Origin of the sequence: Bradyrhizobium sp. SRS-191, assembly GCF_024586915.1 — a bacterium.
GTDB lineage: Bacteria > Pseudomonadota > Alphaproteobacteria > Rhizobiales > Xanthobacteraceae > Bradyrhizobium.
Genome location: NZ_JANBVS010000015.1, coordinates 145639 through 170749, shown reverse-complemented (window position 1 = coordinate 170749; position 25111 = coordinate 145639). Strand labels below are relative to the sequence as shown.

Genomic DNA, 25111 nt, shown 5'->3' with positions numbered 1-25111 from the left:
CATGCAGCTGTCCATCGGAAATCGTGACGTCTTCGTCGCCACCGGCGGCCGCGCCTTCGACGCCTCTCTCCCCGCTGTGGTGTTCATCCATGGCGCCGGCTTCGATCATTCGGTCTGGGCGCTGCACAGCCGCTGGTTCGCGCATCACGGCTTCGCCGTGCTGGCGCCCGACTTGCCCGGCCATGGCCGCTCCAGCGGACCGGCGCTGCCGACGATCTCTGCGATGGCCGACTGGATCGTCGCGCTTTTGCAGACGGCGAACGCCAAGCCTGCGCATCTGATCGGCCATTCCATGGGTTCGCTGATCGCGCTCGACACCGCGGCGCGTCATCCGGAGCAGGTCTCGGCGCTGAGCCTGATCGGCACCGCAGCGACGATGACGGTCGGGCCGGATCTTCTGAAGGCCGCTGAAGCCAACGATCACGCCGCCATCGACATGGTCTCGATCTGGGGCCTCGGTTTTGCCGCCGAGCTCGGCGGCAGCCGCGCGCCCGGCCTGTGGATGCATGGCGGCGCGCAGGCGACTCTGGAGCGTTGCGCGCCCGGCGTGCTGTTCAACGACCTCTCCGCCTGCAACAACTATCAGGATGCGCCGGCATCGGCGGCCAGGATCAAGGTGCCGACGCGGCTGATCCTCGGCGAGAAGGACATGATGACCCCGGTCAAGGCAGGCAAGGCGCTCGCCGCGGCAATTGCGCAGTCGCGCACGATCGTGCTGCCCGGTGCAGGACATACGATGATGGCGGAGTGTCCGGATGCGCTGCTCGATGCGCTGATCGATTAGTTGAGTTCCGCGCTTGCATCAGGCTGATGCCGCGACCTTTGCGCAGATGAGAATTAGGAACGCGCTGTGGCGGCCTCCATTGGTGGTTGGTGAAACCTCAAGGAGCGCAACAATGCGAAAGACAATTCTCACGCTGGTCGCCGCGACCGTGATCGCGGCCGGCTCGGTCGGTGCAGCCTTCGCGCAAGGCGGCGGCGGATCCGGCGGCGGTGCGGGCGGCGGCGCAGGTGGTGGAGCGGGTGCCGGCGCAGGCGGCTCGGGTGCTGGTGGTGCGGGAGCTGGTGGTGCTGGAGCCGGAGGCGCTGGTGCGGGCGCAGGCGGATCTGCCGGAGGATCGGCCGGTGGCTCGGGATCTGGCAGCGCAGGTGGCGGCGGACCGAGCCACGTCGAGCGTGGCGGCCAGGGCGCATCGAGCCCGCCCGGCATGCGCAACACAACCACGCCGCCGTCGAACGGCGTGGTCCCGCCGCGCTGACGCGCAACGGATCGCAGCGGCCTCATGCAGGCCGCTGCGACGTTGTGGCGCCAATGCGACCTTGTGCCACCGCTATGGCGGCCACAAGGCGCGGAACGGGCAGTTGCGGCGAAACGTTGCTCCCTTATCTGAAGAACAGAAAGGAGCACGCAGATGCAACTGCGCAAACTTTTGACGGTCGCCGCCATCGGCACCATGACACTGTCAGCGGTGACGCCACTCGCCGCCGCCCCGATGATGCCGAACAATCCGGCGCCGGCATCTGCCGTGAGCGACACGGCTGGCGTTCAGCAGGTTCAGTACCGCCACTGGCGCGGCGGACATGATTGGCACCCCGGCCTCGGCCGCCGCCACGGCTATCAGTACGGCTATCGCCACCATCAAAACGGCTCGGGCGCAGCCGTCCTCGGCGGCCTTGCGGCCGGTGCGATCATCGGCGGCGCGATCGCCAACAGCCGCGCCCAGGCGAGCGATGCCGAGACGTACTGTGCCCAGCGCTACCGGTCCTACGACCCGCGTTCCGGCACCTATCTCGGCAATGACGGTCGCCGTCGTTCCTGCCCGTAACACTAGCACAGTCGATGCCGGTCCACACCGGCATCGACCGTTCCGTTAGACCAATGTCCCGCGACAATACGTCCGCCGCTGCAGCTGCAACGAAGATCACCGCATCCGGTTTGAGCAACACCCTGACATCAACGGGAGAATGTAGGATGATCACCTTGAAAGCCGCCGCGACGCTCGCCTTCGCCGGCGCAATGTCTTTTGCAACGCTGCAGACAGCCTCCGCCGCGCCGCTGACGTCCCTCTCAGCCGCAGCGAAGTCGGGCACTGAAGGCTCGAACACCGTTCAGGTCCGCTACGGCGGCTGGCATGGCGGCTGGGGCGGCGGCGCCGCGATCGGTGCAGGTCTGTTGGCCGGAGCCGTGATCGGCTCAGCGGTCGCCGCGCCGTCTTATTACGGCGGCGGCTATGCGCCCTACCCGTACTACGGTGGATACCGCTACGCCTCGTATCCCTACGGCTATGGCGGCTATTACGGCTCTCGTCCATACTATGGCGGCTACGGCTACACCTACGCGCCGCGTCCGGTGTACCGCAGCTACGGCTATTCCTACGGCCCGCGGCCCTGGCGGCACAGCTATGGCTACTATCGCGGTCCGGGCTGGGGCCACTCCCATGGCCTGCATGGCGGCCGGCATTTCGGCCACCGCCATGGCCATGGCGTGATCCGCACGCATCATCACTGGTGATCTGAGCTGGTGATGTGAGCTGGCCGGTGCGGGCGGCGAACCTGCCCGCACCGGCCGATCAAATCTCAGGCGTCCCCCGACGCCGACGACAGTCCTTGTCGTGCTTCGATCATCCCGCGATCGATCCGGGCCACCTCCGCCGCCGGAATCACATACTCATCGTGATCGCGCCAGGCGAACACGACAAATGTCGCGAACGCCCCTATTGCGCCGAGCGCGACCATCCACCAGATGTGCCAGATCAGCGCGAAGCCCGTAACGGTGGCAAAGAATGCGCAGACGAATCCGGTGGGGGAATTCCTTGGCAGCTCGATGTCCTGATAGTCCTTCTCCCGGGTGTGCAGCTGCTGGTCTTTCGCCTTTTCCTTGATCCGCCAATAAGCGTCCTGTCCCGTCACATTCGGCAGCACCGCGAAATTGAACACCGGCGGCGGCGAGGATGTGGCCCATTCCAGCGAGCGACCGTCCCAGGGATCACCGGTCGTGTCACGCAGCAACGCGCGGTCGCGGATGCTGAAGACGAGCTGGAGGATCTGCAGGATCACACCGATCGCGAGCAGCGCCGTGCCGAACGTCGCCGCCGCCAGCCAGGGACGCCATTCGGCGACGTCGTAATGCTGCATGCGCCGGGTCATGCCGAGCAGACCGACCACATAGAGCGGCATGAACGTGACGTAGAACCCGATCAACGTGAACCAGAATGCCGCCTTCCCCCAGCTCTCATACAAACGGAAGCCAAAGGCCTTCGGAAACCAATAGGTGACGCCCGCGAACACGCCGAACAGCACGCCCCCGATGATCACGTTGTGGAAATGCGCGACCAGGAACAGGCTGTTGTGCAGCAGGAAGTCCGCCGGCGGCACCGCGACGAGCACGCCCGTCAGTCCGCCGATCATGAAAGTGATCATGAAGCCGACCGACCACAGCATCGGCGTCGTGAAGCGCACCCGGCCGCCATACATCGTGAACAGCCAATTGTAGATCTTCACGCCGGTCGGCACCGCGATGATCATGCTGGCAATGCCGAAGATCGCGTTCACGTTGGGGCCGGCCCCCATCGTGAAGAAATGGTGCAGCCAGACCATGAAGGAGACGACGCAGATCGCCATGGTCGCCAGCACCATCGAGCGATAGCCGAACAGCGACTTGCTCGAGAACGTGGCCACCACCTCCGAATAGATGCCGAACGCCGGGAGAACCAGGATGTAGACCTCGGGATGCCCCCAGGCCCAGATCAGGTTCATGAACATCATCATGTTGCCGCCGGCTTCATTGGTGAAGAAATGGAAGCCGAAATAGCGATCGAGCATGAGCATCGTCAGCGTTGCCGTGAGAATCGGGAACGCCGCGACGATGAGGAGATTGGAGGCAAGCGTGGTCCAGCAGAACATCGGCATGCGCAGATAGCTCATGCCCCTCGTGCGCAGCTTCAGCACCGTCGTGACGAGATTGATGCCGGCGACCAGCGTCCCGACCCCGGATATTTCCAGCGCCCAGATGTAGTAATCCACCCCCACGCCCGGCGAATAGGTCAGCTCGGACAGCGGTGGGAACGGCAGCCAGCCGGTGCGGGCGAACTCGCCGACGACGAGCGAAACATTGACCAGCAGGGCACCCGACGCGGTCAGCCAGAACCCAACCGAATTCAGCGTGGGAAATGCGACGTCGCGGACGCCGAGTTGCAGCGGCACGACGAGATTCATCAGTCCGATCACGAACGGCATCGCCACGAAGAAGATCATGATCGTGCCGTGGGCCGAGAAGATCTGGTTATAGTGCTCCGGCGGCAGATAGCCGTTGGAATGAAAGGCCACCGCCTGTTGCGTGCGCATCATGATCGCGTCGGTGCCGCCCCGCAGCAGCATGACGAAGGCGAGCAGGATGTACATCACGCCGATCCGCTTGTGATCGACGCTCGTGATCCACTCACGCCAGAGATAAGGCACATAGCCCTTGGCAACGACCCAGACGAGCACACCGAGGACGCCAAGGAGAACGAGGCCCGCGGCGACGAGCGGAATCGGCTGGCCGAACGGAATCGCCGACCAGGTGAGCTTCCCCAGCATGATGCCTCCAGATCAGCGATGCAGACGCTTGCGCGGGCGCGGCGCACGGCTTCGCGTTGCCAGCAGCAGCGCGATCCCGCCGATGCCGACAGCGAGGCCGATCTTGCTGAGCTGTCCAGCCGGCGGCAGCTTCTTGCGTGCGAGCCAACCGCCGCTCACGGTTGTGCCGGCCGAGATCGGCGCAAGCACTGCGCCGGAACTGCGCGGTGCGATCTTGGCGCGCGACAGCAGGAAGCGGAACGCCGTGCTCATGAGCCGTTCGGTCGGCCAGCGCGCCACCGCATAGGAGATCTGGCCGAGCCGCGCCGGCCAGCCGACGGCCACTTCGTCACGCGGCGCGCGGATCAGTTGAACGAACGTCTCGGCGACATCTTCAGGGCGGTACAACAGCGGTCCGGGATCGAGATTCCGGCCGGAGACGTTGGCGCCGTGGACGAAACCAGGCGTGTCGACCATCGCCGGAAAGACGCTGCAGACATGGATATCGCTGTGGGCGGCGAGCTCCTGGCGCAGGCTGGCCGAGAAGCCGCGCAGACCGAACTTGCTCGCCGTATACGCCGCGGCGAACGGCGTCGGCGCCCAACCACCGAGCGAGATGTTGTTGATCAGCGTTCCCCGCCGCTGCCGGAGGAAGACCGGAAGGACAGCATAAGCGCCATTCATCGTGCCCAGCAGATTGACCTCGATGGTCTTGCGGTGGAGTGCAATGTCGGCATCCTGATAAGCGCCGAAAACACCGGTGCCCGCGTTGTTGATCCAGACGTCGATGACGCCAAAGCTCTGTACCGCCCGCTCGGCCAGCTGTTTGACCGCATCTGGGTCTGTGACGTCGGTCCCGAGCGCGATCGCGCGTCCGCCGAACGTTTCGCATTCGGCCGCAACGTCCTTCAGCACGTCCTCCCGACGGGCCGCCAAAACCAGGCTCGCCCCTTCCCGCGCCAGAGCCAGGGCCGTCGCGCGGCCGATGCCGCTGGAGGCGCCCGTGATCACGACACGTTTTCCTTTGAGATCGCGCATCAGCCGGCGAGCCTCGGGGGAGCCATCCAGCAGCCAGCCGAGCGAGCGCCGCAGCTGTCGGGTGCCGCCCGATTCGAACCAGCGGCCGTGGGCGAAGATGACGCGTTCAGGCGCGAGCGCAATGAGACGAGCCGCCGCGAGCTGCACGGCGCGACCACCCAAGCGAAGCAGCAGCCTGAGATAAGCGGGAGCCTTGCCGTCCGGTGCCGTGATCCCGAGCAGATGAGCCACGCCACGAGACACGACGCCAAGGCCTTCCGGCGCCAGGTTCTGCACCAGGTCGGTGAGCACAAGGGTCCGACTGGACCGATGGAACAACGCGACCTCCGTGAACATCGGCGCGGCGATGAGGACGAGCTGGAGGTCTTCGGACCATTCGTCGGGCGTGACGTCGGTCAGCTCGCGATCGATCCGCAGGCCGCTGCGGCGCACCTGCGACCGATCAGCCAAGCCGGGCGCCGCATACACCCTGGCATTGGGCAGTGCCGCTTGCCAGTCCGGTAGGAACATCCAGTGCGCCACGTTCGGCGCGAGCAGATATTTGATTGGTCCGAGGTGTTCCAGTTCCTCGCGCAATGCATGGGAGAAGCGCGTCGGCAAGTGCAGCAGCAGATCCCCGCTCGACAACCGGATGATTGTCATGCGGACTGGAAGCGGCAGGCCGGCGGCATTGATCCGGCCGGCATCGACGATCCAGACGTTGTCTGCCACCGGCCGCAAGCCGTGGCCGACGATACGAGGCTGAGTTGCTTGATCCATGAAAGGTCCGCCGACGGTTGGCCCGTCAACAAACCGTCTCAACGCATCGTGGTTTCAATCACGGTTGCGGAAGTTCCCGCACCGAGCGTCGGGCACGGAGGCCCCCACTCCCGCGCGTTATCGCAGATAGTCTGCGAGATTGAGGCTCTGGATCTTGGACATGGCGCTGTAAGACGCAGTCAGCTGCGCCTGGTACGTCGAGAGCTGCGCGGTGACGGCCGCCACGTCCACGCTGGTGAGGTCGGTCGCGAGGCTCTCGGCATAGCTCTTGAAGTCGGTCTGTTGCGACTTGGCGCTCTCGATCCGGGATGCGGCGTCCGACAATTTTGCTTGGACGGTCGCGACATCGTCTACGGCCTGATCCGCGAGCGTGAGAGCCGAGGTGATGTCCGTTCCCGACAGGGACGAGCTGTTGGCCACGAACTTCAGGGCGCGCATCACCTCTTCGAACGCGGAATTATCCGCGGTGACGCCATAGGTCACGGACTGGCCGTCGGAGACCCGGACCGAAGCAAGCTCGCTGTCCCCCTGGTAATAGCTCGTATCGGCCGTGGTCAAAGATCCGGTTCCGGACGCAAAGGCCGTGGTGTCGACGGCTGCCGTCGAGGTCCGCGCTCCGCCGAACAGATACTGCCCGTCATATTGGGTATTGAGGATGCCGGACATCTGCTGCAGCAATTGCTGGGCGGAGCTGATGGCCGACGTCGTCGCTGTGCTGCTGCTGGAACTCGCTGCGCTCAATGCGGTCCGCAACTGGCTGACGATATCCGACACCTGTCCCACAGCGGAGTACATCACCTGTACTTTGCTGTCGGCCAGGGTTGCCGCATCGATGTAGGACTGCGCTCGTGTCACCGAGACCTGAAGATTGACGACGTGCTGCGTGTCGGCGCCGTAGCCGGCGAGATACTCCGTCTTCAGCCCCGACGCCTCCTGGACCTGGAGCGTGGCCATGGTCGCCTGCGTGCGCAACGCACTGGCGACCATCTGGTCGGAATTCGCAAAGGTCGCGACCCGCATCGTCATGGTGTGCGCTCCGGGCTTAAGTCGACTGCACGGCGGTGAGCAGCGACGAGAACATGCTGTTGACGACCGAGATCAGCTGAGAGGCAGCGGCATACTTATTCTGCAGCGCGCTGACCCGCGCCGTCTCCTCGTCGATATTGACACCCGACTGCGACGACAGCGAGCTGGCATAGCTCGACTGTGCCGTCGACTTGCTGGTGTAGGCGCTGGACGCCTGAGAAGCCTTGCTGGCCACGTTGGCGACAATCGCCGCCGCGTAATCCGCGAAGGAGCCGGTCGTCGCGCTCAAACCACCTGCGGACGCGAAGCTGGTCGAGCCGGTCAACGCGTCGTAAAGCTGGTTGACGACGGATGCCGAGCCGGCCGTCAGGACCTGGCTTCCGGTCGTCAATGTCGCAGAGCCGTCCAGCGTGCCGGTCGGCAGGCCGGCAGCCCCGGTCAGAACGCTGCTGTTGACCGCGAAATTGGACGCGCCGGTTCCGGTCACGAGATCGTTCATGCCGAAATAGTCAGAGAATCCGCTGCCGCCGATCGCGCTCGTCATGTCGTTGATCGCAACGCCGTTCGACGACGAGGTGGCGTTGATCGACAAATGACCGCTGGAGTCGATCGACGCAGAGACTCCGGCGATGCTGTTGAGGGCAGTGACCAGATCACCCACCGTCGCATAGGACGACAAATCGAGATCCTGGTAGGAGACCAGATTGCCGCTCTGGTCGGCGACTGCGATGCGCACGGTGCCCGACGCCGATATCGAAGCCGTGCTGCTGACGCTCGCCGATCCGGTCAGGCTGGTCGGCGGCGGGACCGCCGAGGCGCCGTTGGTGACGCTGTTCAGCGCGGATTTCAGCTGCGACGCAAGCTGATCGAGCTGGCTCTGCACCGCCGGAAGCGTGGTGTCGCGCAGCGTGATCAGGCCGCCGATCTTGCCCGACGTGATCTGTGACGTGACGTCTACCCCGTCGACCGTGATGCCGCTGAAGCCGCCGGAGGCATAGCTCGTCGACGCCGACACATTCGCCGAGGCCGTATAGCTCAGCTTGTGCGCGGAGCTGTCGACGAGCGCCCGTCCCGAGGAGGTGTAGACCTGGAGGTCACCGTTCGACGCCGTGTAATAGCTGACGTTCATATAGGACGAGAGATCCTGAAGCGCCGTGTTGCGCTCATCCTCCAGATCGGCCGTCGACTGGCCGGATGCGGCCATCTTGCGGATCTCGACGTTCAGATCCGCGATCTGCTGCAGGTCGTCGTTGACGCTCTTGACCGACGAGGCAATGTCCTTGTCGGCATTGGCACGCAGGGTCTGCACGCCGCTCGACGTGCTACGCAGCTGGCTGGCGAAATCATCCAGCGCGCTGACGACGGCGGATTGCAGCGAAACGCTGCTCGGCGAGCTCGCCAGCGACGACAAGGCCGACTCCAGCGATGCCAGCGAATTTGCGAGCGAGGTGCCGGTGGTCGAGGTGCCCGATGTCGACGCGCTGCCGAACAGCTGCTGCAGCTGTGTCAGATAGCTGTTGGTGCTGTCGGCCGCCCCGAGTTCCGAGTTCGCCCCGATCAGGGACTTCAGCAGCAGCTTGTCGACACTGCTGGAGATTCCGGTGATCAAAACCCCGGTTCCCACCCCTCCGGTGACATCAGCCACCTGGGTGGCCGACTTCCGGGTGTAGCCCTCGGTGTCGGCATTCGAGATGTTCGACGAGGCTACACTGATCTGCAGCTCGGCGGCGGAGATGCCGCTGAACGCGACCAGCCGTGCTATATCGAGCGACATCGCCCTACTCCCGCAGTTCTACCGCCGTCACGCTCTCAGGTTCGTTCCACAGGAGGTCGCACGCGCCGTGCGTCGCCCGCTCGCCCCATAGGGCGATGCGCTTGCAATCTGCTCGCGGATGGCCTGCATGATCGCATCGATGCGGCGATTACTCGCTTCGATCGCGGCTCGCAGACGCATGAGATTCTCGTCCATCGCTAGGCGAAGATTGAGAATGTGCTCCATCAGCTGCTCGCGCAGCACACGATCACGCACATTCAGGCTCGCCGTCCGCCTGGCGCATTCGGCGACCCTCTGCTCGAATAGGCCCGCCAGCCTGTTCTTGTCGTCGAGCTGCTTGGAGCGCGAGGCCGGCAGGCCCTTGGCGAGCTCCATGTTCTCCTCCATCACCACCGTGATCAGCTCGTCGATCAGCGCGATCAACGTCCGCACCTCGGTCTCGGTCGCGGCCGGCTGATCGGCCTGGATTGCGTGTCTCATCCTGTCGCTCCCAATCTCAGTGCTCACGCGGCGGCCGGCGGCTCGCTTGCGCAACCTTTGCGTAGGTGTTCAAGGCCGTCACACGGACGGCGGCGACCTTGAACTCTTCCTCGAGCTGTGCACATTCGCGCAGCAGCTTGCGTCGGACCGTCTCGATATCGTCCATCAGCGCCAGCAGCTGTGCGCGGTCATCCATGCCGGCCGCGGCTGTTCGCAGCTTGAGCCGGCGCAGCTTCTTCAGCAGAGCCTCGCCCTCGCCGATCCGCTCCCTCTTCAAATCGGCCACAATCACCTCATCGACGAGATCAGGGTGTCGTACATCTTGTTGACCGCCGAGACGACCTGCGATGCCGCCGAATAGGCCTGCTGAGCCGAGATCATGTTGCTGAACTGGCCCGTGGTGTCGGTCGTGCTCGACTCCAGCTCGCTGCCGTAGATCGTCCCTGCGCCGTTCTCGCCGGACGCCTGCAAGGTCGCATTGCCCGACGTCGCGGTGGACGTGTACATGCCGCCGCTATGGGCCACGAGGCCATTCGGATCGGCAAAGGTGGCCACCGCGATCTTGTAGATCGGAACCGTCTGTCCATTGGAATAGGTCGCTTCGACGAGACCATTCTTGCCGACCGCGATGCTGCTCAAGGTGCCGAAGGAAATTCCGTCGGAATCGGCGCTGAAATTGGAGACGCTCGGCGTCGTGCTGCCCGATGACAGCTGCGTCAGACCGTCGGTGCCGCCCCCCGTCGTGCCGAAGCTGAGCGTGATCGAGCTGGCCGCCGCGCCGTTGGTCCAGTTGATCCCCAGATTGGTCGACGAGACAGTGCTGAGCGAGCCGTCCGAATTGAAGTTGATCGTATAGGTCCCGCTGGTCACCGTCCCGTCCGACGCCGTGGCCGGCGCAACATCGGCGGTCCACTCATTGGCCGTCGCGCTCTTGGTCCAGGTGACGTTAAGCGTGTGCGACTGGCCCAGCGAGTCGTACACCGTCATCGAGCTGCTGAACGTGTCGCCGCTGGCCGCATCGGCCGGCAGATTGGCCGCGAGCGAGGTCTTGGTGGTCGCGCCGCCATTCGTCAGCGCGACCTTGGTGTTGATCGGCTCCAGGCCATTTCCGGTCACGTTCCCGCTCGCGTCGGTGCGCCAGCCTTCGAGGTAGTAGCCGCTGTTCTCGAGGTAGCCGGCATTGTCGGTCGAAAATGCGCCGTTGCGCGTATAGACCGTCTCGCCGCCTGCCCCGGTGGAACTGGTCGCGACGAAGAAGCCCGAGCCCTGGATGGCCACGTCGGTCGCATTGGTCGTGGCAGCGAGCAGGCCCTGCTGGCTGATGTTCGATCGGCCGGAAACCGATACGCCGCCGGACGAATAGGACTTCGCGCTGCTCGATGCCGTCACCAGCTGCTCGAACAGGCCGGACGTGGTCTTGTATCCGGTCGTATCGGCGTTGGAGATGTTGTCGCTGATCATGGCCAGCGACGAGCTCTGCGCGTTGAGCGCCGAGATGGCCGAAGACAAGGCTCCAGAAAGACTCATGTGCTTACTCCGAATGCTGCCGTTACGAGGTGACGCCGATGATGTTGCTGGCGCTGACCGATACGCCGCCGACGGTGAGCGAGGGCGTGCTGGTCGAGGTGTCGATTCCGGTCACCGTTCCGGTGACGGTCGTGTAGTTGAGCACCGAACTTCCCGCCGAGTCGGTCGCGGTCACGGAGATGGTGTACTGGCCGCCGTCGCTGAGCTGATTGCCGCTGGAATCCGTCCCGTCCCAGGTGAACGAGTTGGTCCCCTTGTTGCCGGTTCCGGTGCCGGACCAGACGGTGTTTCCCGAGGAATCCTTGACCGAGATCGAGACGTTCGACGCTGCCGAGGACAGCGAATAGCCGAAGGTCGCTGAGCCGTTCGACAGGACAGCAGTGTCTGTCTTGGCCTCGACGGTGTGGCCGATGTAGTTGACGGAGTTCAGCGTCACCAGGCTCGAGAACGAGCCAGCCAGCGAGGTCATGCTGGTGTTGAGCGACTGCTGCGACGTGAAATTGGCATAGGACGTCATCTGGTTGATGAAATCGGTCACGCTGGTGGCGTTGAGCGGATCCTGGTTCTGCAGCTCGCTCACCAGAAGCTGGAGGAAATCGGTCGAGCTGAGCGTTGTCCGCGAGTCGCTCGACGAGGACGTCGAAGTTGCGGTGGTTGCGGTCGACGAACTCGTCGCTGAAACTGTCATGGGCTGAACTCCGGCTCTCACCGCGGATCACGGTGCGACACAGCGCACCTCCGATCGTCATGGAGGCGTTTGCTGATCAAACGGCCGGAGAGCCGAATTCAGGCGGACAATTAGTTGGTCGAATTAGTTGATCTGACGGCAGAATTTGCCGCCGAGCGATTGGGCATGGCAGGCAAAAATCGCCGGGTGCAGAGCTTGGCTATCGCGAGATCCGCGAGAGCGTGCGGCCGCTGGGGCCGGCATAATCTAAGGCAAGCCGAGGCTGAGTGCGGTCATGTTGCCCAGGCTGGCGTGCGAGAACCGGCCCACAGCAAGCGCGGCGCACAGGCTCAGCGGACGAGCCGCAGAGCCCCTGGCCCTCAGCCGGGTTGATGGGCGTCGGCTGCGGCGCTCGCCGGCTCTTCGGACGTCAGACGCTTGGCCTCGGCCAGGATGCGGCCAGCAAGACCTGCCGGCGCTCGAACCGGCGGCGAGGATAGCGCCTCACGGACGAGGCGGGCCTCGGAGACCAATCGGACCGCTTCGGAAGAGGTTGCGAGCAGGTCGGAGGCCGCCTGGCGCTGCTCGGCAGGCCACTGGGAGACGTCCTCCCCCAGGCGGTCGATCAGATCCTCGAATTCCCTGACGTCCATCGTCCGCTCGATCCAGCGCTCTCTGGATTCCTCATAAAGCATTCAGCGAACGAACGAAATTGATATCGGCCAAATGGGACGATCGACCGCGGGACTTCGGTCGAAAACCCGTAAATTCCGGGATGCGTGTGCACGAGAGGCTGCACCGGATACCCCAGGGGCCCGACAATGCAGCCCATTTCTGCTCGGTTTCGCCAGATTTCCGCGATGCAGCGCCGTGTGATTCGAGTCGGCTACCGCCGGTTGGCCGAATCAGCGGGAAGGCGCGCGCTTCGTGCAGCCGCGTCGACCGCCTCCCAGGATTGACGCAGGTCGAGCAGACTGTCGCTAATGCGCCGGAAATTCTCGCGCATGTGCGGCCGGCCATAGGCGCGCAAGGCGGCGATGATCAGCGCATTGTATGTCTCGAACAGCCGGTCCGCCACCGCGCCGCCCCGCACGGGATCGAGATGCAGGCTCAATCCGCGCAGGATCGCGGTCGCGCGCGTCAGGTGCGCATGCGCCTCCTCGAACCGGCGGGCCTCCTGAGCCTGCAGGCATTTCTGCAGACTGCTCACGGCACCATTGAGCAGCAGGATCACCGCCCGCAGTGGGGGAACGGCCACGGCTGCGCCGCGATAGGCCTGGCTTGCGAATTGGGCCATCGAACTCTGGGTCATCAGTTACTCGAACTCGCGTTGAGGAGGGCTTTCAAATAGGTCAGCGTATTGTTGGCGCTCTCGATGGCGGCCTGGTACTTGGCGTATTGTGCCGTGAGCTGGGTTTGAAACGTCGCCGCCGCGCTCTGGATGTCGTTGACCTTGGACTGCATCGTTTCGTCCTGGGACGTCAGGTTGTCGATCAGCGTCTGCAACGAGCCGCTGGTGGAGGACGCCGTCTTCGCGATCTGGTAGAGCTGCGTCGCCAACCCCTGCGTCGAGGTCACGGTGATCGATTGCGAGGTCGAGCCGCTATAGTTGAAGGCCATGCCGGCATAGATCGTTCCGGAATTGCCGATGATGGTGTTACCGCTCACCGTGAACAGCGAGTTGTCACCGCCGACGGCCGCCCCCGTCAGAGTCCCCGATGAATCCACCGTGAGGTCCAGCGTGAAGGACTGCGGCGACGTACCGGTGTTGACCACGCTGAGCTGGCTCGATGACGTCTTGGTCTGCGCCGACAGCAGCGTCGTCACGCCGCTCAGATTGGTGCTGAGGATGGTCGACAGCGTGCTGGTGTCCAGTTCGAGCTCGTTCTTCTCGTTGAACGACAGACCGAGATCCGCCATCGTCAGGCCGCCGACGGAGGTGCCGAGCACGGCCTGGAGCGAATTCATGATCTGGCGCATGGTGCCGTCGCCGAACAGGACTGCGCTCGACGAAGCCGTGCCGTCGGAATTCGTCGCCTGCTGCGCCACCACGGCATCACGGAACGCGTTGTAGTTGGTGACGAAGGTCTGCAGCGCGGAAGAGATCTGGCTCGTATCCGTGCCGATGGTGACGTTCAGAGTCGTTCCGGACGGCGTGGCCTGCAGCAGGTCGAACGTGACGCCGCTGAGAACGTCGGTGATGTCGTTGGTGTCGCGGGTGAGGCTGATGCCGTCGAGCGTGAATTCGGCGGCTTGCGCCGTCTGAAGCACCGTTGAGAACGCCCCGGAGCTGTCGGTGACGCCGAGCTTATTGAGGATGTCGTCGCCGGACGAGCTGGAATAGGTGATGTCGGCTGCGTCCTTGGTGCCGGTGAGCACCAGCTGATACGACCCGTTCGACACCTGGACGATCGAAGCCTCGACGTTCGTGGTGGAGGACTGCGCATTGATCGCACTGACCACGTCCTGCAGGGACATGCCGCTCGTGACCGTGATGTCAGCGGTGGCGCCTCCCGAGAGGCCGAGCGAGAACGTTCCGGAATAGCCGAGTGTATCGGTCTGGCTGGACTGCGTCGTTCCCGTCACCTTCTGCGCGGTGGCGATCTGGCTGACCGTCAGCGTGTGGCTGCCGGTCGCGGCACCGTTGCTCACCGACATCGAGAGCGCAGACGAGGCACTGACATCGCCCGTCGCACTGATCGTGGCTGACCGTGTCGCGAACACGTTGGTCGCGAGCGAGTTGACCACCGACGTCGCCAGGGACGCCAGACCCGACGAGAGCGTCTTCAAGTCGGTCTGCAACGTCTGATACGCCGTGATCTTGGCCTCGTTGGCGGTGATCTTGGTGGAGATCTGGGTCGCCTGCGTGAGCTTCGCATCAACGGCCGAGCTGATCAACGCGCTCCAGTCGATCGTGCTAGTGGTGCTCGTTCCCGAAGTGGTGAGCGAGCTGCTCGAGCTCGAAGACGACGAAGAGGACGCGGTGCTGCTGGTGCTCGAGGTGGCGCTGCTCACGGTCATTCGTCGACGTCCTCCAACAAAATCGCCGGACCGGCGCGGCGCCGGTCCGGCGGCTCACGGCTCAGCCCAGCAGCTTCAAGAGGTACTGCGGGATCTGGTTGGCGGCCGCTTCGGCCGATACGGCGGCCTGCGTCTTCACCTGGGCGGACGACAGCTTCGCCTGCTCGGAGGCGATATCCACGTCCTTGATCGCCGAGTTGGCGGATTGCAGGTTCTGCGTCTGCGTGGAGATCGAGTCAGCCGAGAAGTTGAAGCGCGATTCCTGGGCGCCGATATCGGCACGCGCCTGGGACACGTTGCTGATCGCCGTATCCAGCGCGGTCAGCGCCGCGGTTGCACCGGTCTGGGTGCTGACGTCGAGCGAGGTCACGCCGAGAGCGGTCGAGGTGAGGCTCGACAGGTGGATGCTGATCGTGTCGCTGGCCGAGGAGCCGACCAGCACCGACACGCCTGACGAGAACGAGCTGGTGCCGTCCAGAAGGCTCGTGCCCGAGTAGCGGGTGCCGGTCGCGATCGAGTCGATTTCGCTGATCAGCTGGGAGAATTCCGACTGGATGTAGCTGCGGCTGCTGCTGTCGACGGTGGTGCCCGATGCGGACTCCGAGGCCAGCGACTTCATGCGGGCGAGAATGTCGCTGATGTTGGACGCGCCACCATCCGCGGTCTGGAGGATCGAGGTCGCCTGCGAGGCATTCGTCGCGGCCTGCTGCAGCGTGGTGATGTCGGAGGAAATGCGGGTGGAGATCGCGAGGCCCGCGGCGTCATCCGAGGCGGACGTGATGCGGGATCCGCTCGACAGCTTCGCGAGCGAGCTCGTCTCCTGCGCAGAGTTGATGTTCAGGTAGCGGACGGCCGAGTTGGCGGCGACGTTGGTCGAAATGGCGGGCACGGTGAGAACTCCTGGGTGATCGGCAAGACACGCCGCATCGTGGAAGGACTGACGGTGCGGATCAGCCCCGTCTGATCGATCAAACGGAATGGCTCACGGAAATCAGGCGGGAATTCTCCTGCGCCGGAACTTTTGTAGTTAGCAATCAGTAAAGGCGCCGCGGATGTCGCGCTCGTGCCGGCGCAGGATTTCCCGCAGCTGCTGGCGCCCACGCTTGAGCAGCGACTCCACGGCCGACACGGTCGTATCCATCACCTCTGCGATCTCGCCGTTGCTCATGTTCTCATGATAGGACAGGATCACGGCCACCCGCTGCTGCTCCGGCAGCCGCTGCATCGCCGCTTCAAGAATGTCGCTCATTTCAGCGCGTTCGATCACACTCACCGCATCGGGCTTGCCGTCCGCGACCTCGGGAACGACATCGACATTCTCAGTGCGGGGCTTGCGGCGGAGATCGATGCAGCGGTTGCTGACGACGCGATAGAGCCAGGTCGAGAACTTCGCGCGGCCATGCTGCCAGCGGCCGCGATGCGTCCACACCTTCAGCATTGTGTCCTGCACGACGTCCTCGGCATCAGCGGCATTGCCGACGATGCGCAACGCGATCGCATAGGCGCGGTCGACGTGACGCTCGACCAGGAGACGGAATGCCAGCTCCTCTCCGGTAGCCAGCCGGTCGAGCAGCTCCTTGTCTTCATCGAATACCCCGGCTTCAACAACGGGCTCGCAGTCCGGAACGGTCGGAGCCGTCTCGCTCCACGGCACCACGGCGATCTCGGCCGATGCCGGCTCGTTCGAAGACACGCCATCGGCCGGGGCCCAGACGTCCAGCGCGTAGCTCATTTCCGCATCTCCAACCCGCAATGCCGAATGCGCAGCTCGCAGACGGCTTCCGATCGTTGAACGCTGCAATCGGAACAAGCAGGCGGAGTATTTTCGTTATTTTTCAAACGCTTAGATGGAATGTTTTGCCGGGTGCCGGGCAAATTCTGCCGCACATTGCGAGCGTGCCAGGATATCGTGGGGAGCGCAGAGCCGCGGGTCGGCATGGCCAAGGATTCATTCCGGAAGACGATTTCAACAGAAGACGCAGTGACAACACGTATGAACGCGACCTTCGAGCACAGCGCTGACATCACACAAGCGCGGCTGCGTATGATCCGGAACGTCGCGCGGAGCGTTGATCGCACCCGGCAAATTTTTCCGAATCATCCTCGACGAAGCTATCGCATTTTTCGCCGCTGTCAGTTGTCGCCTGTTCGATTTTTGAATCGCATGACGATTTTTTGCAGCACTGCGCGCCTGATCATGCAGTTTCGTCCGTTTAATCAGTCGAAAGATCTGAACTGCGATCGCGATCGACCACGTGTCGGCCGCACGTCGTTGCGCGCGTGTTAGTTACATCCCGGAAACAAAAACGAGCGAAACATTTCGAAATGTTTCGGGTTTGTCACGCAAGCTAACAACTCGCTCGCGCGGCGAGGTCGGCGGCAATCGTCTTTCTATTGAGATAATAGGCCATGCCGGGGCCTCTTCTTCTGTCTTGGAAAGGGGATCACGTCTTCGACTACCATTCGGCAAATCAGGGCCGCCCTCACCTGCGGCAACCTCGTGCAGCAGACGAGCAACGCTTCGAAACAAACAACGCGCATGACGTGTCGGGGCGCCGAGACACACTCGAACACTCAGCATGATCCGCGTCGCATGACGCGATCGACGCGCCTGATCGGCACCCGTCATCCGTTTGATGTTCAGGAGGACGCGGCATGACGCGACGACATTCAAGCGGTACGGATGACGATGCCATGGAGGCGCTGCGAGGCTCCGGCGTCAGCCGACAACAACGAAGCCGTCTGCGATGGCTATCGCGGACATTCGGGCCGCTGGTGCCATGGAGCGATGGCGTTCCGCCGCACGGCGGTCGCACTATCGTGGTCATCGATCCACCGACCGGCGCCGGCGCCGAGCTGCTCTACCGCTCGCTGACGACGCATGATGCGGTCGTGATCCCGTTCGGGGAAAATCCCGCGTTCGACTTCCTCAAATCGAAGCTGACCGAGTTCGGCACGGTCGGGGCCTCCGCCGAGGGGCCGCACGAATTATGGTGGGGAGGGCTCGCCTGGCGCCTGCCGAGCGTCACGCCCGCGGTCGACGCGCTGCGTATCGTGTCCTGTCATCCCGACAGTCTCGGCGATCTCCACATCTATCATCTTCGCCGCTCGCTGCAGCGGCTCGGGCTTCCGTTCGAGATCGAGCCGATCGACACGCGTCATCGCGGCGTCGTGAGCGCGGCCGAAAAAGCGGGCTTCATTCGGGGGATGCGGGAGCGGCATACGGCTCCGCTGCTGTTCGTCGATGCCGACGTCATCCTGCAAGCGCCGCCAATGCTCCCGCTGCTCGCCGACTGTGACTTTGCCGTTCACAAGTGGAGCGGCTGGGAGATGTCGGCGCGTACGCTCTATTTTGGCCGGTCGAAGGCCGCCGAGCTGCTGCTCGCAACGTGGCATGAGATCGCCGCCGCCTACCCCGACGTCTGGGCCGGCTATGTCATCGATCAAGCCTGGAGCCTCGTCTCGTCACAGGTGCCGCTCGATACGGTCTGGCTTCCCCGCTCCTATCATTCCGTCGCCGGCGAGACCGGAGCCAGCAACGCAGCGATCGTTCACAATCTGACACCGACCACTGCCGATCTCGGTCCCGATGCCGGATTTGCCGAGATGGTTCGACCCGCCCGGCGCGCAGGTCGTGCCGGCGCCCGCGATCCCTTGCTGGTGATCAACTCCAACCAGCCCTCCAAAACTGCGGTCACCGTGATCCTCAGCGGTGCCGAAGCCGCCAACGCGCGCGCCACTGCGGCGAGCATCGAGGCGCTCACCCAGGCATTCACCAGAGATCATGGCGGCTTTGCCCGCCTCGAGCTTTCGCTCTGCCCTTGGCCAGATGATGCGCGTCTCGTCCGAGACGCCGCCCTGCTCGTCGCCAATCGCGTGCTTGAGGTGACGCCGGGACAGCATCTGCCGCCGAACCTGTTCCGTGCGATCGCCGCGTCGGACGCTGCGCGGCTTCCCACCAACATCGCCCGAGGGCGCTGAGCCCAACACTGGAGCCACAACATGCTCGACACGATCATACTTCTGACCGGCAGCCGCGATCAGCAGCTTGCGCTGACGGAGCTCCTGAGGGCGCACAATCCGGCGCTGTCGTTTCGCTGCGCTGTCAGCATGGAAGACCTGCGAGCCATCGAGCGCAGCGTGCTCGCAAGATCCCGCCTGCTTGCCTTCACCACCGGTGTGATCGTTCCTGCCGACATCCTTCAGGCTCTCGGGCACGGCGCCTACAACTTCCATCCGGCTCCGCCCAACTATCCCGGTTGGGCGCCGGCGCATTTCGCGATGTATGACGGCGCAACGCGCTTCGGCGCGACGGCGCATGTCATGGAAGCCCGGGTCGATTGCGGCGCCATCGTCGGTGTCGAGACGTTCGACATCCCGGCAGGCGTGGATGTCCGCGGCCTCGAGCAGATGACATTCGTGCGCCTCGCTTATCTGTTCTGGCGGATGTCGCGCGATCTCGCCTGCCATGCCGGGCCGCTGCCGGTTCTTCCGATCAGCTGGAGCGGGACCAGGAGCACGAAACGCATGTATGCTGACATGTGCGACATGCCCGCCGATATCGATGCTGCCGAGATGCAGCGCCGCGTCAGTGCCTTCCACGACGATTTCCGTGGCATCCCGCTCACGGTCACCGTCCACGGCACGCGGTTTCAGCTCGCCGTGGCGGCAGGGCCGAGCGCCAAACCGCTCATCGTGGAAGCGCCAGCGCTCGCGATGGCGTCCTGATCAACGCCTGAGCGGCTTGATCGCCTCCGGATCGAGCCGCGCTTCCCAGCCGTGACGTTCCAGCTCGGGATCGTCATGCTCCTCCTGCGGCCAGCCGATGCAGAGATAGGCGATCAGCGTCCAGTCGGAGGGCAGTTCGAGCTCACGACATGCGGCCACGGGGTCGAGGATCGAGACCCAGCCGACACCCAATCCTTCCGCCCTCGCCGCAAGCCAGAATGTCTGGATCGCCGCGACGACGGAATAGCGCAGCGTCTCGGGCATCGTTGCGCGACCGAGACGATGGCCGGTCGCGGCGCCTTCATCCGCGCAGACGGCGAGATGCACCGGCGCCTGGGTGAGGCCTTCGAGCTTGAGCCCGGCATAGAGCGCCCGGCGCTCGCCATCATAGCCCGTGAGCGCGGCCTGGTTTGCGTGCTTGAAATTCGCGGCAATCGCCGCGCGGCGCTCCGGGCTCTCGACGAGCACGAAGCGCCAGGGCTGGCAGAAGCCCACGGACGGCGCGTGAATGGCGAGCGCCAGAAGCTGCTCGATCAACTCCGGGCTGACGGGATCAGTGCGGAAGCGCCTGACATCGCGGCGCCAGCGCACCAGCTCGGCAAAGCGTTGCCTGAACGAGGTGTCGAATTGCGGAGGCTCTGGCCTTTGATCGCTCATGCGCCCTCGCCGCTCAGGACGTGCAGGAACGATCCGGTCACGAGACCGCGACGCGAACCGCGCTCGGCGATGGCGCGGCCGGCGGCATCGCGACAGTCGATCAGCGGATCGTCGGCCTCGCTCAGGATCGTCGCGTAGTGAAACTCGTGGCCATGAATGAAAGACCCCTTCCCACCGAGGCTGCAATCGGCCAGCAGTGTTGCGTGGCGATAGCCGAGGTGCAGACGCCGCTTGGCAAAGGACGTCTCCAGCGACAGCAGCCCGGCCATCGCGTGCCGCCCGCCGTCGGCGTCCTCGAGCCCCGCCCCCAACGTCATGTAGCCGCCGCACTCGCCATGGACAGGAACGCCGCGCGCCGCCATGGCACGCAAGCCTTCGAGGAAACGTGCTGCGGACGCCAACCGGCCGGCGTGCAGTTCGGGATAGCCGCCGGGGAGCCACACCGCGCCAGCCGCCGGATCGGGCGGCTCATCGTTCAATGGCGAGAACGGCAGGATCTCCGCGCCGCATCTGCGCCAATGGTCCAGGAGATGCGGATAGCAGAACGAGAACGCGGCATCGGATGCGAGGGCGACGCGCTGCGCCGGCGGCCGGATGCCGAAGCCGTGCGCCGGCGCAGCCTCGGCCGCAGAGCTGATCGGCCGCGCCAGGGCACTTACCGCATCCAGGTCGACGGATGCTGCGATGGACGACGCGAGACGGTCGAGATGCGTCTCGATCGCCGTAACCTCCTGCGCCTGGACAAGACCGAGATGCCGCTCGGGCAATGTCAGCTTTTCGTCGCGCCCGAGCGCGCCGAGCACGCTGATCCCGATCCGCGCGAAGGCCGGCTCGATCAGCGCGCGATGCCGCGGGCTGGCGACGCGGTTGAGAATCACGCCGGCGACATCCACATCCTCGCGGAACCACGCGCAGCCCAAGGCGATCGCCGCCGCCGTCTCGGTCTGCCCGCTGACGTCGAGCACGAGCACCACCGGCCAGCCCAGCAAGGCCGCGAGATCCGCCGCCGATCCGTGGCCGGCCCGGCCCGGCTGCGGCGCGCCGTCGAACAGGCCCATCACGCCCTCGACGATGCAGATATCGGTCCCAGTGGCGACGCTGGACACGAGCCCCATCAGCTGCGGCGCTGACATGGCCCAGCTGTCCAGATTGTAGCTCGTCCGCCGTGCCGCGACGCTGTGAAAAGCAAGGTCGATGTAGTCAGGCCCGCATTTGAACGGCTGCACGACGGAGCCCAGCCGCAGCAGCGCCCGCAGCAGCCCGAGCGTCACCGTCGTCTTGCCCGCCCCCGACCGCGGGGCAGCGATGATGATTCCTCTGGGGCCCGCAGAGGTCATGGCCGGAGCACCGCCGTGTCCGGGCAAAATGTGCTATGCGATCGGGCATGACGGGACCTGCGGATGCGCCGAAACGACCGCTGAAGCGTGGCTGGACGACGGGCAGCTGCGCCACGGCGGCTGCCCGCGCCGCCTATGAGCTGCTGATCACCGGCAGCTGTCCCGCCATGGTCGAGATCGCCCTGCCCGGCGGACGCCGCGTCAGCTTCGCCGTGGCGATGCACGAGGGGAGCGATGCGGACGCGACCGCCGGCGTTGTGAAGGACGCCGGTGATGATCCCGATGTCACGCATGGCGCTCTGATCAGGACCCATGTGCGACGCGGCGCCGAAGGCTCCGGCATCACGTTCCGCGCCGGTCCCGGCGTCGGCACCGTGACGCGTCCAGGCCTGCCGCTGCCGCCGGGAGAGCCAGCGATCAATCCGGTGCCGCGCGAGATGATCATCGCTGCGATCCAGGAGGCCGCCGCAGCACTCGGCGGCACGCGCGACGTGATCGTCGAGATTTCCATCCCGGGCGGAGAAGACCTGGCGAAGAAGACGCTGAACCCGCGGCTCGGCATCGTCGGCGGCCTGTCGATCCTCGGCACGACCGGCATCGTCGTGCCGTTCAGCTGTGCCGCGTGGATTCACTCGATCTATCGCGGCATCGATGTCGCGCGTGCCGCCGGCCTGCCGCACATCGCCGGCGCGACCGGCAACACGTCGGAGAAGGCCGTGCAGCGGCTGTACGGGCTGCCGGAAGCGGCGCTGATCGACATGGGCGACTTCGCTGGCGGCATGCTGAAATATCTGCGCCGTCATCCGGTCGCGCGCGTCACGGTCGCCGGCGGCTTCGCCAAGATGACCAAGCTCGGCCAGGGCCTGCTCGACCTGCATTCGCGCGCGGGCGAGGTCGATCTCGATTGGCTGGCCAAGGCGCTGCAGGACGCGGGCGCGCCGGACGCGCTGGTCACGACCGCGCGCAGCGCCAACACGGCACTCCAGGTTTTGCAGGAGGCTGACAGCTGCGGATTCGCAGCCGGCGAGGTGGTCGCGCGCGCCGCCTGGCAGACGGCGCACCGCGCGCTCGGCAATGAGGCTGTCACGCTCGATATCGCCGTGTTCGATCGCGATGGACGGCTGGTCGGACAATGCCAGGGGCCGGCTCACTCGCCCCTCCCGCGAAAGCGCCGTTGATAATCGGCGTCGTACAGCGCGCTGTTGCGAAAATCCTCGGAGCTGAGCGCGCGGCCCACCAGGATGAGGGCCGTGCGCTCCATCGGGCTCGTCGCCACCTGATCGACGATGGTGGCGAGCGTGCCCGTCACGATGCGCTGCTCCGGCCAACTCGCGCGATAGACGATGGCGACCGGACAATCCGCGCCGTAGTGCGGGCGCAGCTCGTCCACGACCTTGTCGAGCACATGGATCGACAGATGGATCGCGAGCGTCGCCTGCGACTGCGCGAACAGCGCCAGCTGCTCCGTCTCGGGCATGGCGGAGGCGCGGCCGGAGGTGCGCGTCAACACCACCGACTGCGCCAGTCCGGGCAGCGTCAGCTCGCGGCCGAGCGCGGCGGCGGCAGCCGAGAACGAGGGAACGCCGGGTGTCACCGTGTAGGGAATGTCGAGCGCATCGAGGCGCCGCAACTGCTCGCCGAGCGCGCTCCAGATCGCGAGATCGCCGGAATGCAGCCGCGCCACGTCCTCGCCCGCCGAGGTGGCCCGCACGAACTCAGCGACGATCTCGTCCAGCGACAGCGGCGCCGTGTCGACGATGCGCGCGCCCGGCGGACAATGATCGAGCAGCGCTCTGGGAACCAGCGAACCCGCATACAGGCACACGGGACAGCGCGCGATCAGGTCGCGGCCGCGCACGGTGATCAGGTCCGGCGCGCCGGGCCCGGCGCCGATGAAATGCACCGTCATCGCCGATCCTCCGCTGCGCCTTCGCCATGGGCCAGCGCGCAGGTCGCAGATGCATTGGCGATGCGTGGCAGGATCAGACGCGGGTTACGCCCCGCAGCGGCGAGCGCCGCGGTCTCGGCAACCGAGGGAACACCCTTGAGACGTTGCACGCGATCACTGCGTGTGTGCGCAAGATCGGCAACGGCCGCAAGGTCATGCTGAGCAATGCCTCGCAGCGGCCGACCCAGCCGCTGCGCCGCGTCGATCACGCCGGGCTCCCGCAGCTTGTCTGCTGCGGTCGCAACGACGTCGATATCTTCAGCTGCCAGACGCGCCGCGCTCAGGGCTTGCGCGATCACGGCCTCGATCTCAGTGAGACGTGCATCGCGGCGACAGCCGATCCCGAGCGCGATCATGGCTTGATCACCCGCCATTGCGTGACCGGCATCGCGGACCGCCAGCCATGCATGCGTCCGACCGGCTCGATGCGCGACATCGCAATGCGGATCAACTCGCCGCCATGCCGGCCGAACAGATCGATCAGCCGCGCCTCGCCTTCGAGCGAAATGACATTGGCAACGAGACGGCCACCCGGCTTCAGCTTCGACCAGACGGCGTCGAACACGCCCTGCTCCGACATCCCGCCGCCGATGAAGGCAGCATCAGGCGACTCGAGGTCCGCGAGGACCGCCGGTGCGCGCCCCAGAACCACCTTCAGGTCCGGCGTGCCGAGTGCGAGCGCGTTGCGCATGGCGCGGTCGGCGCGTTCCTGCCGCGCCTCGATGCCGACCGCACGCAGGGAGCCGTGTCGCAGCAGCCACTCGATCGCGACCGAGCCTGATCCCAGACCGACGTCCCACAGCAGCTCGCCCGGCGTTGGCGCAAGCGCAGACAATGTCACGGCACGCACGTCACGCTTCGTGAGCTGGCCATCATGCTCGAACAGATCATCGGCGAGGCCCGGACTCAGCGGGATCAACGGCGCACCCGGTTCGGCTTCAACTTCGAGCGCAATGGTCGTCAACGGATGAATATCGGCCAGATCGAACGCTTCCGCCAACGCACGCCGCATCCGCTCCTGCGGTCCGCCCATGGCCTCCAGCACCGTCAGCCGCGAGCGCCCCATGCGGCGTGACGTCAGCAGCGCTGCGAGCTTGGCGGCCGTCGATCCATCCCAGGCCAGCGCCAGGATGCGGGCGCCGGGCGAGAGATGTCGGATGATGCCTTCGAGTGCGCGGCCATGCAGCGTGACCTGAGCCACATCCTGCAGCGGCCAGCCGAGCCGCGCCGCGGCGAGACTGAACGCTGAGGGCTGCGGGACGCAGAGCATCTCACGCACATCGAAGCGCTGCATCAGCTGCTTGCCGACGCCATAATTGAAGGGGTCGCCGCTGGCCAGCACGACGACCGGCTCGCCGCTGCGCGCCGCGATCTGCTCGAATGCAAGCTGCAGCGGACTCGGCCAGGCCAGCCGCTCGCCGGAGATCAAAGGCGCCGCGAGCTTGAGATGACGTGCGCCACCGACCACGAGTGCCGCCTGTGCGATCAGACGGCGCGCATGCGCCGAAAGACCTTCGATGCCGTCCTCGCCGATGCCGACGATGGACAGCCAGCGCGTCGCGTTGCAAGTTGCGGCCGGACTCACCATGGAC

At 65.2% G+C, this 25111-nt stretch carries 26 protein-coding genes; 8 read left to right on the top strand and 18 right to left on the bottom strand.

All coding sequences use genetic code 11. The annotated features are described in order from the left end of the window. Nucleotide 1: 1 nt before the first annotated feature. From NLR35_RS24855 to NLR35_RS24840, 4 genes are all read left to right on the top strand, one after another. Nucleotides 2-784: an alpha/beta fold hydrolase gene (locus tag NLR35_RS24855; protein ID WP_257169158.1), complete on the top strand. Its 783-nt coding sequence runs from the start codon at nucleotides 2-4 to the stop codon at nucleotides 782-784. Between the two features lie 112 nt (nucleotides 785-896). Then, nucleotides 897-1259 (top strand): hypothetical protein, encoded by a 363-nt coding sequence (locus NLR35_RS24850; protein WP_257169157.1) that lies wholly within the window; start codon nucleotides 897-899, stop codon nucleotides 1257-1259. 153 nt (nucleotides 1260-1412) lie between these two features. Beyond that, on the top strand, nucleotides 1413-1826 hold the full coding sequence (locus NLR35_RS24845; protein WP_257169156.1) for a BA14K family protein: 414 nt from the start codon (nucleotides 1413-1415) through the stop codon (nucleotides 1824-1826). A 146-nt stretch (nucleotides 1827-1972) separates the two neighbouring features. Further along, nucleotides 1973-2512 (top strand): hypothetical protein, encoded by a 540-nt coding sequence (locus tag NLR35_RS24840; RefSeq protein ID WP_257169155.1) that lies wholly within the window; start codon nucleotides 1973-1975, stop codon nucleotides 2510-2512. A 65-nt stretch (nucleotides 2513-2577) separates the two neighbouring features. Here the strand turns inward: NLR35_RS24840 and cyoB are convergent, their stop codons facing one another. From cyoB to NLR35_RS24775, 13 genes are all read right to left on the bottom strand, one after another. Next, a complete protein-coding gene (cyoB, locus tag NLR35_RS24835) occupies nucleotides 2578-4578 on the bottom strand; it encodes a cytochrome o ubiquinol oxidase subunit I (RefSeq protein WP_257169154.1) in 2001 nt (666 codons plus the stop codon). A 12-nt stretch (nucleotides 4579-4590) separates the two neighbouring features. Continuing rightward, nucleotides 4591-6354 carry an SDR family oxidoreductase gene (locus NLR35_RS24830; protein WP_257169153.1) on the bottom strand — a complete coding sequence of 588 codons (1764 nt, stop codon included), beginning with the start codon at nucleotides 6352-6354 and terminating at the stop codon, nucleotides 4591-4593. Nucleotides 6355-6471: 117 nt separating this feature from the next. Then, nucleotides 6472-7380 carry a flagellin gene (locus NLR35_RS24825; RefSeq protein WP_257169152.1) on the bottom strand — a complete coding sequence of 303 codons (909 nt, stop codon included), beginning with the start codon at nucleotides 7378-7380 and terminating at the stop codon, nucleotides 6472-6474. A 16-nt stretch (nucleotides 7381-7396) separates the two neighbouring features. Then, nucleotides 7397-9154, bottom strand: coding sequence for a flagellar hook-associated protein FlgK (gene flgK / locus NLR35_RS24820; protein WP_257169151.1), 1758 nt, complete (start codon nucleotides 9152-9154; stop codon nucleotides 7397-7399). A 27-nt stretch (nucleotides 9155-9181) separates the two neighbouring features. Then, on the bottom strand, nucleotides 9182-9634 hold the full coding sequence (locus tag NLR35_RS24815; protein ID WP_257169150.1) for a flagellar protein FlgN: 453 nt from the start codon (nucleotides 9632-9634) through the stop codon (nucleotides 9182-9184). A 16-nt stretch (nucleotides 9635-9650) separates the two neighbouring features. Continuing rightward, complete coding sequence (locus NLR35_RS24810) at nucleotides 9651-9920, bottom strand: hypothetical protein (protein ID WP_257169149.1); 270 nt, start codon at nucleotides 9918-9920, stop codon at nucleotides 9651-9653. A gap of 2 nt (nucleotides 9921-9922) precedes the next feature. Continuing rightward, complete coding sequence (gene flgE / locus NLR35_RS24805; protein ID WP_257169148.1) at nucleotides 9923-11161, bottom strand: flagellar hook protein FlgE; 1239 nt, start codon at nucleotides 11159-11161, stop codon at nucleotides 9923-9925. A 22-nt stretch (nucleotides 11162-11183) separates the two neighbouring features. Next, nucleotides 11184-11849, bottom strand: coding sequence for a flagellar hook assembly protein FlgD (locus NLR35_RS24800; protein ID WP_257169147.1), 666 nt, complete (start codon nucleotides 11847-11849; stop codon nucleotides 11184-11186). A 359-nt stretch (nucleotides 11850-12208) separates the two neighbouring features. Next, nucleotides 12209-12481, bottom strand: a complete 273-nt coding sequence (locus NLR35_RS24795; protein WP_257169146.1) for a hypothetical protein — start codon at nucleotides 12479-12481, stop codon at nucleotides 12209-12211. 233 nt (nucleotides 12482-12714) lie between these two features. After that, nucleotides 12715-13140, bottom strand: coding sequence for a flagellar export chaperone FliS (gene fliS / locus NLR35_RS24790; RefSeq protein WP_257169145.1), 426 nt, complete (start codon nucleotides 13138-13140; stop codon nucleotides 12715-12717). After that, complete coding sequence (gene fliD, locus NLR35_RS24785; protein ID WP_257169144.1) at nucleotides 13140-14849, bottom strand: flagellar filament capping protein FliD; 1710 nt, start codon at nucleotides 14847-14849, stop codon at nucleotides 13140-13142. The genes fliS and fliD overlap by 1 nt, the downstream gene beginning before the upstream one ends. A 61-nt stretch (nucleotides 14850-14910) precedes the next feature. After that, nucleotides 14911-15738, bottom strand: coding sequence for a flagellin (locus tag NLR35_RS24780; protein WP_257169143.1), 828 nt, complete (start codon nucleotides 15736-15738; stop codon nucleotides 14911-14913). Between the two features lie 138 nt (nucleotides 15739-15876). Beyond that, on the bottom strand, nucleotides 15877-16581 hold the full coding sequence (locus NLR35_RS24775; RefSeq protein ID WP_257169142.1) for an RNA polymerase sigma factor: 705 nt from the start codon (nucleotides 16579-16581) through the stop codon (nucleotides 15877-15879). 204 nt (nucleotides 16582-16785) lie between these two features. Here NLR35_RS24775 and NLR35_RS24770 point away from each other — a divergent pair, with 204 nt between their 5' ends. The 3 genes from NLR35_RS24770 (at nucleotide 16786) to NLR35_RS24760 (ending at nucleotide 19577) form a co-directional block, all read left to right on the top strand. Beyond that, a complete protein-coding gene (locus tag NLR35_RS24770) occupies nucleotides 16786-17136 on the top strand; it encodes a hypothetical protein (RefSeq protein WP_257169141.1) in 351 nt (116 codons plus the stop codon). 368 nt (nucleotides 17137-17504) lie between these two features. Further along, nucleotides 17505-18830: a hypothetical protein gene (locus NLR35_RS24765; RefSeq protein ID WP_257169140.1), complete on the top strand. Its 1326-nt coding sequence runs from the start codon at nucleotides 17505-17507 to the stop codon at nucleotides 18828-18830. A gap of 21 nt (nucleotides 18831-18851) precedes the next feature. Continuing rightward, on the top strand, nucleotides 18852-19577 hold the full coding sequence (locus tag NLR35_RS24760) for a formyltransferase family protein (RefSeq protein ID WP_257169139.1): 726 nt from the start codon (nucleotides 18852-18854) through the stop codon (nucleotides 19575-19577). Here NLR35_RS24760 and bluB read toward each other — a convergent pair whose 3' ends face one another. Continuing rightward, nucleotides 19578-20234 (bottom strand): 5,6-dimethylbenzimidazole synthase, encoded by a 657-nt coding sequence (gene bluB, locus NLR35_RS24755; RefSeq protein ID WP_257169138.1) that lies wholly within the window; start codon nucleotides 20232-20234, stop codon nucleotides 19578-19580. Continuing rightward, complete coding sequence (locus tag NLR35_RS24750) at nucleotides 20231-21571, bottom strand: cobyrinate a,c-diamide synthase (RefSeq protein WP_257169137.1); 1341 nt, start codon at nucleotides 21569-21571, stop codon at nucleotides 20231-20233. Before NLR35_RS24750 ends, bluB begins: the two co-directional genes overlap by 4 nt. 47 nt (nucleotides 21572-21618) lie before the next feature. Here NLR35_RS24750 and NLR35_RS24745 point away from each other — a divergent pair, with 47 nt between their 5' ends. After that, nucleotides 21619-22749 carry a cobalt-precorrin-5B (C(1))-methyltransferase gene (locus tag NLR35_RS24745; protein ID WP_374940855.1) on the top strand — a complete coding sequence of 377 codons (1131 nt, stop codon included), beginning with the start codon at nucleotides 21619-21621 and terminating at the stop codon, nucleotides 22747-22749. Here the strand turns inward: NLR35_RS24745 and cobM are convergent. Genes cobM through cbiE form a run of 3 tightly spaced genes read right to left on the bottom strand, consistent with a single transcriptional unit; the run spans nucleotide 22719 to nucleotide 25107 of the window. After that, nucleotides 22719-23480: a precorrin-4 C(11)-methyltransferase gene (cobM, locus tag NLR35_RS24740; RefSeq protein WP_257169135.1), complete on the bottom strand. Its 762-nt coding sequence runs from the start codon at nucleotides 23478-23480 to the stop codon at nucleotides 22719-22721. The two genes, NLR35_RS24745 and cobM, sit on opposite strands and share 31 nt — an antisense overlap. Next, nucleotides 23477-23875 (bottom strand): cobalamin biosynthesis protein, encoded by a 399-nt coding sequence (locus NLR35_RS24735; protein ID WP_257169134.1) that lies wholly within the window; start codon nucleotides 23873-23875, stop codon nucleotides 23477-23479. Before NLR35_RS24735 ends, cobM begins: the two co-directional genes overlap by 4 nt. Beyond that, the gene (cbiE, locus tag NLR35_RS24730; protein WP_257169133.1) at nucleotides 23872-25107 is read right to left on the bottom strand and encodes a precorrin-6y C5,15-methyltransferase (decarboxylating) subunit CbiE; all 1236 of its coding nucleotides are present in this window, start codon (nucleotides 25105-25107) and stop codon (nucleotides 23872-23874) included. The genes NLR35_RS24735 and cbiE overlap by 4 nt, the downstream gene beginning before the upstream one ends. Between the last annotated feature and the right edge of the window lie 4 nt (nucleotides 25108-25111).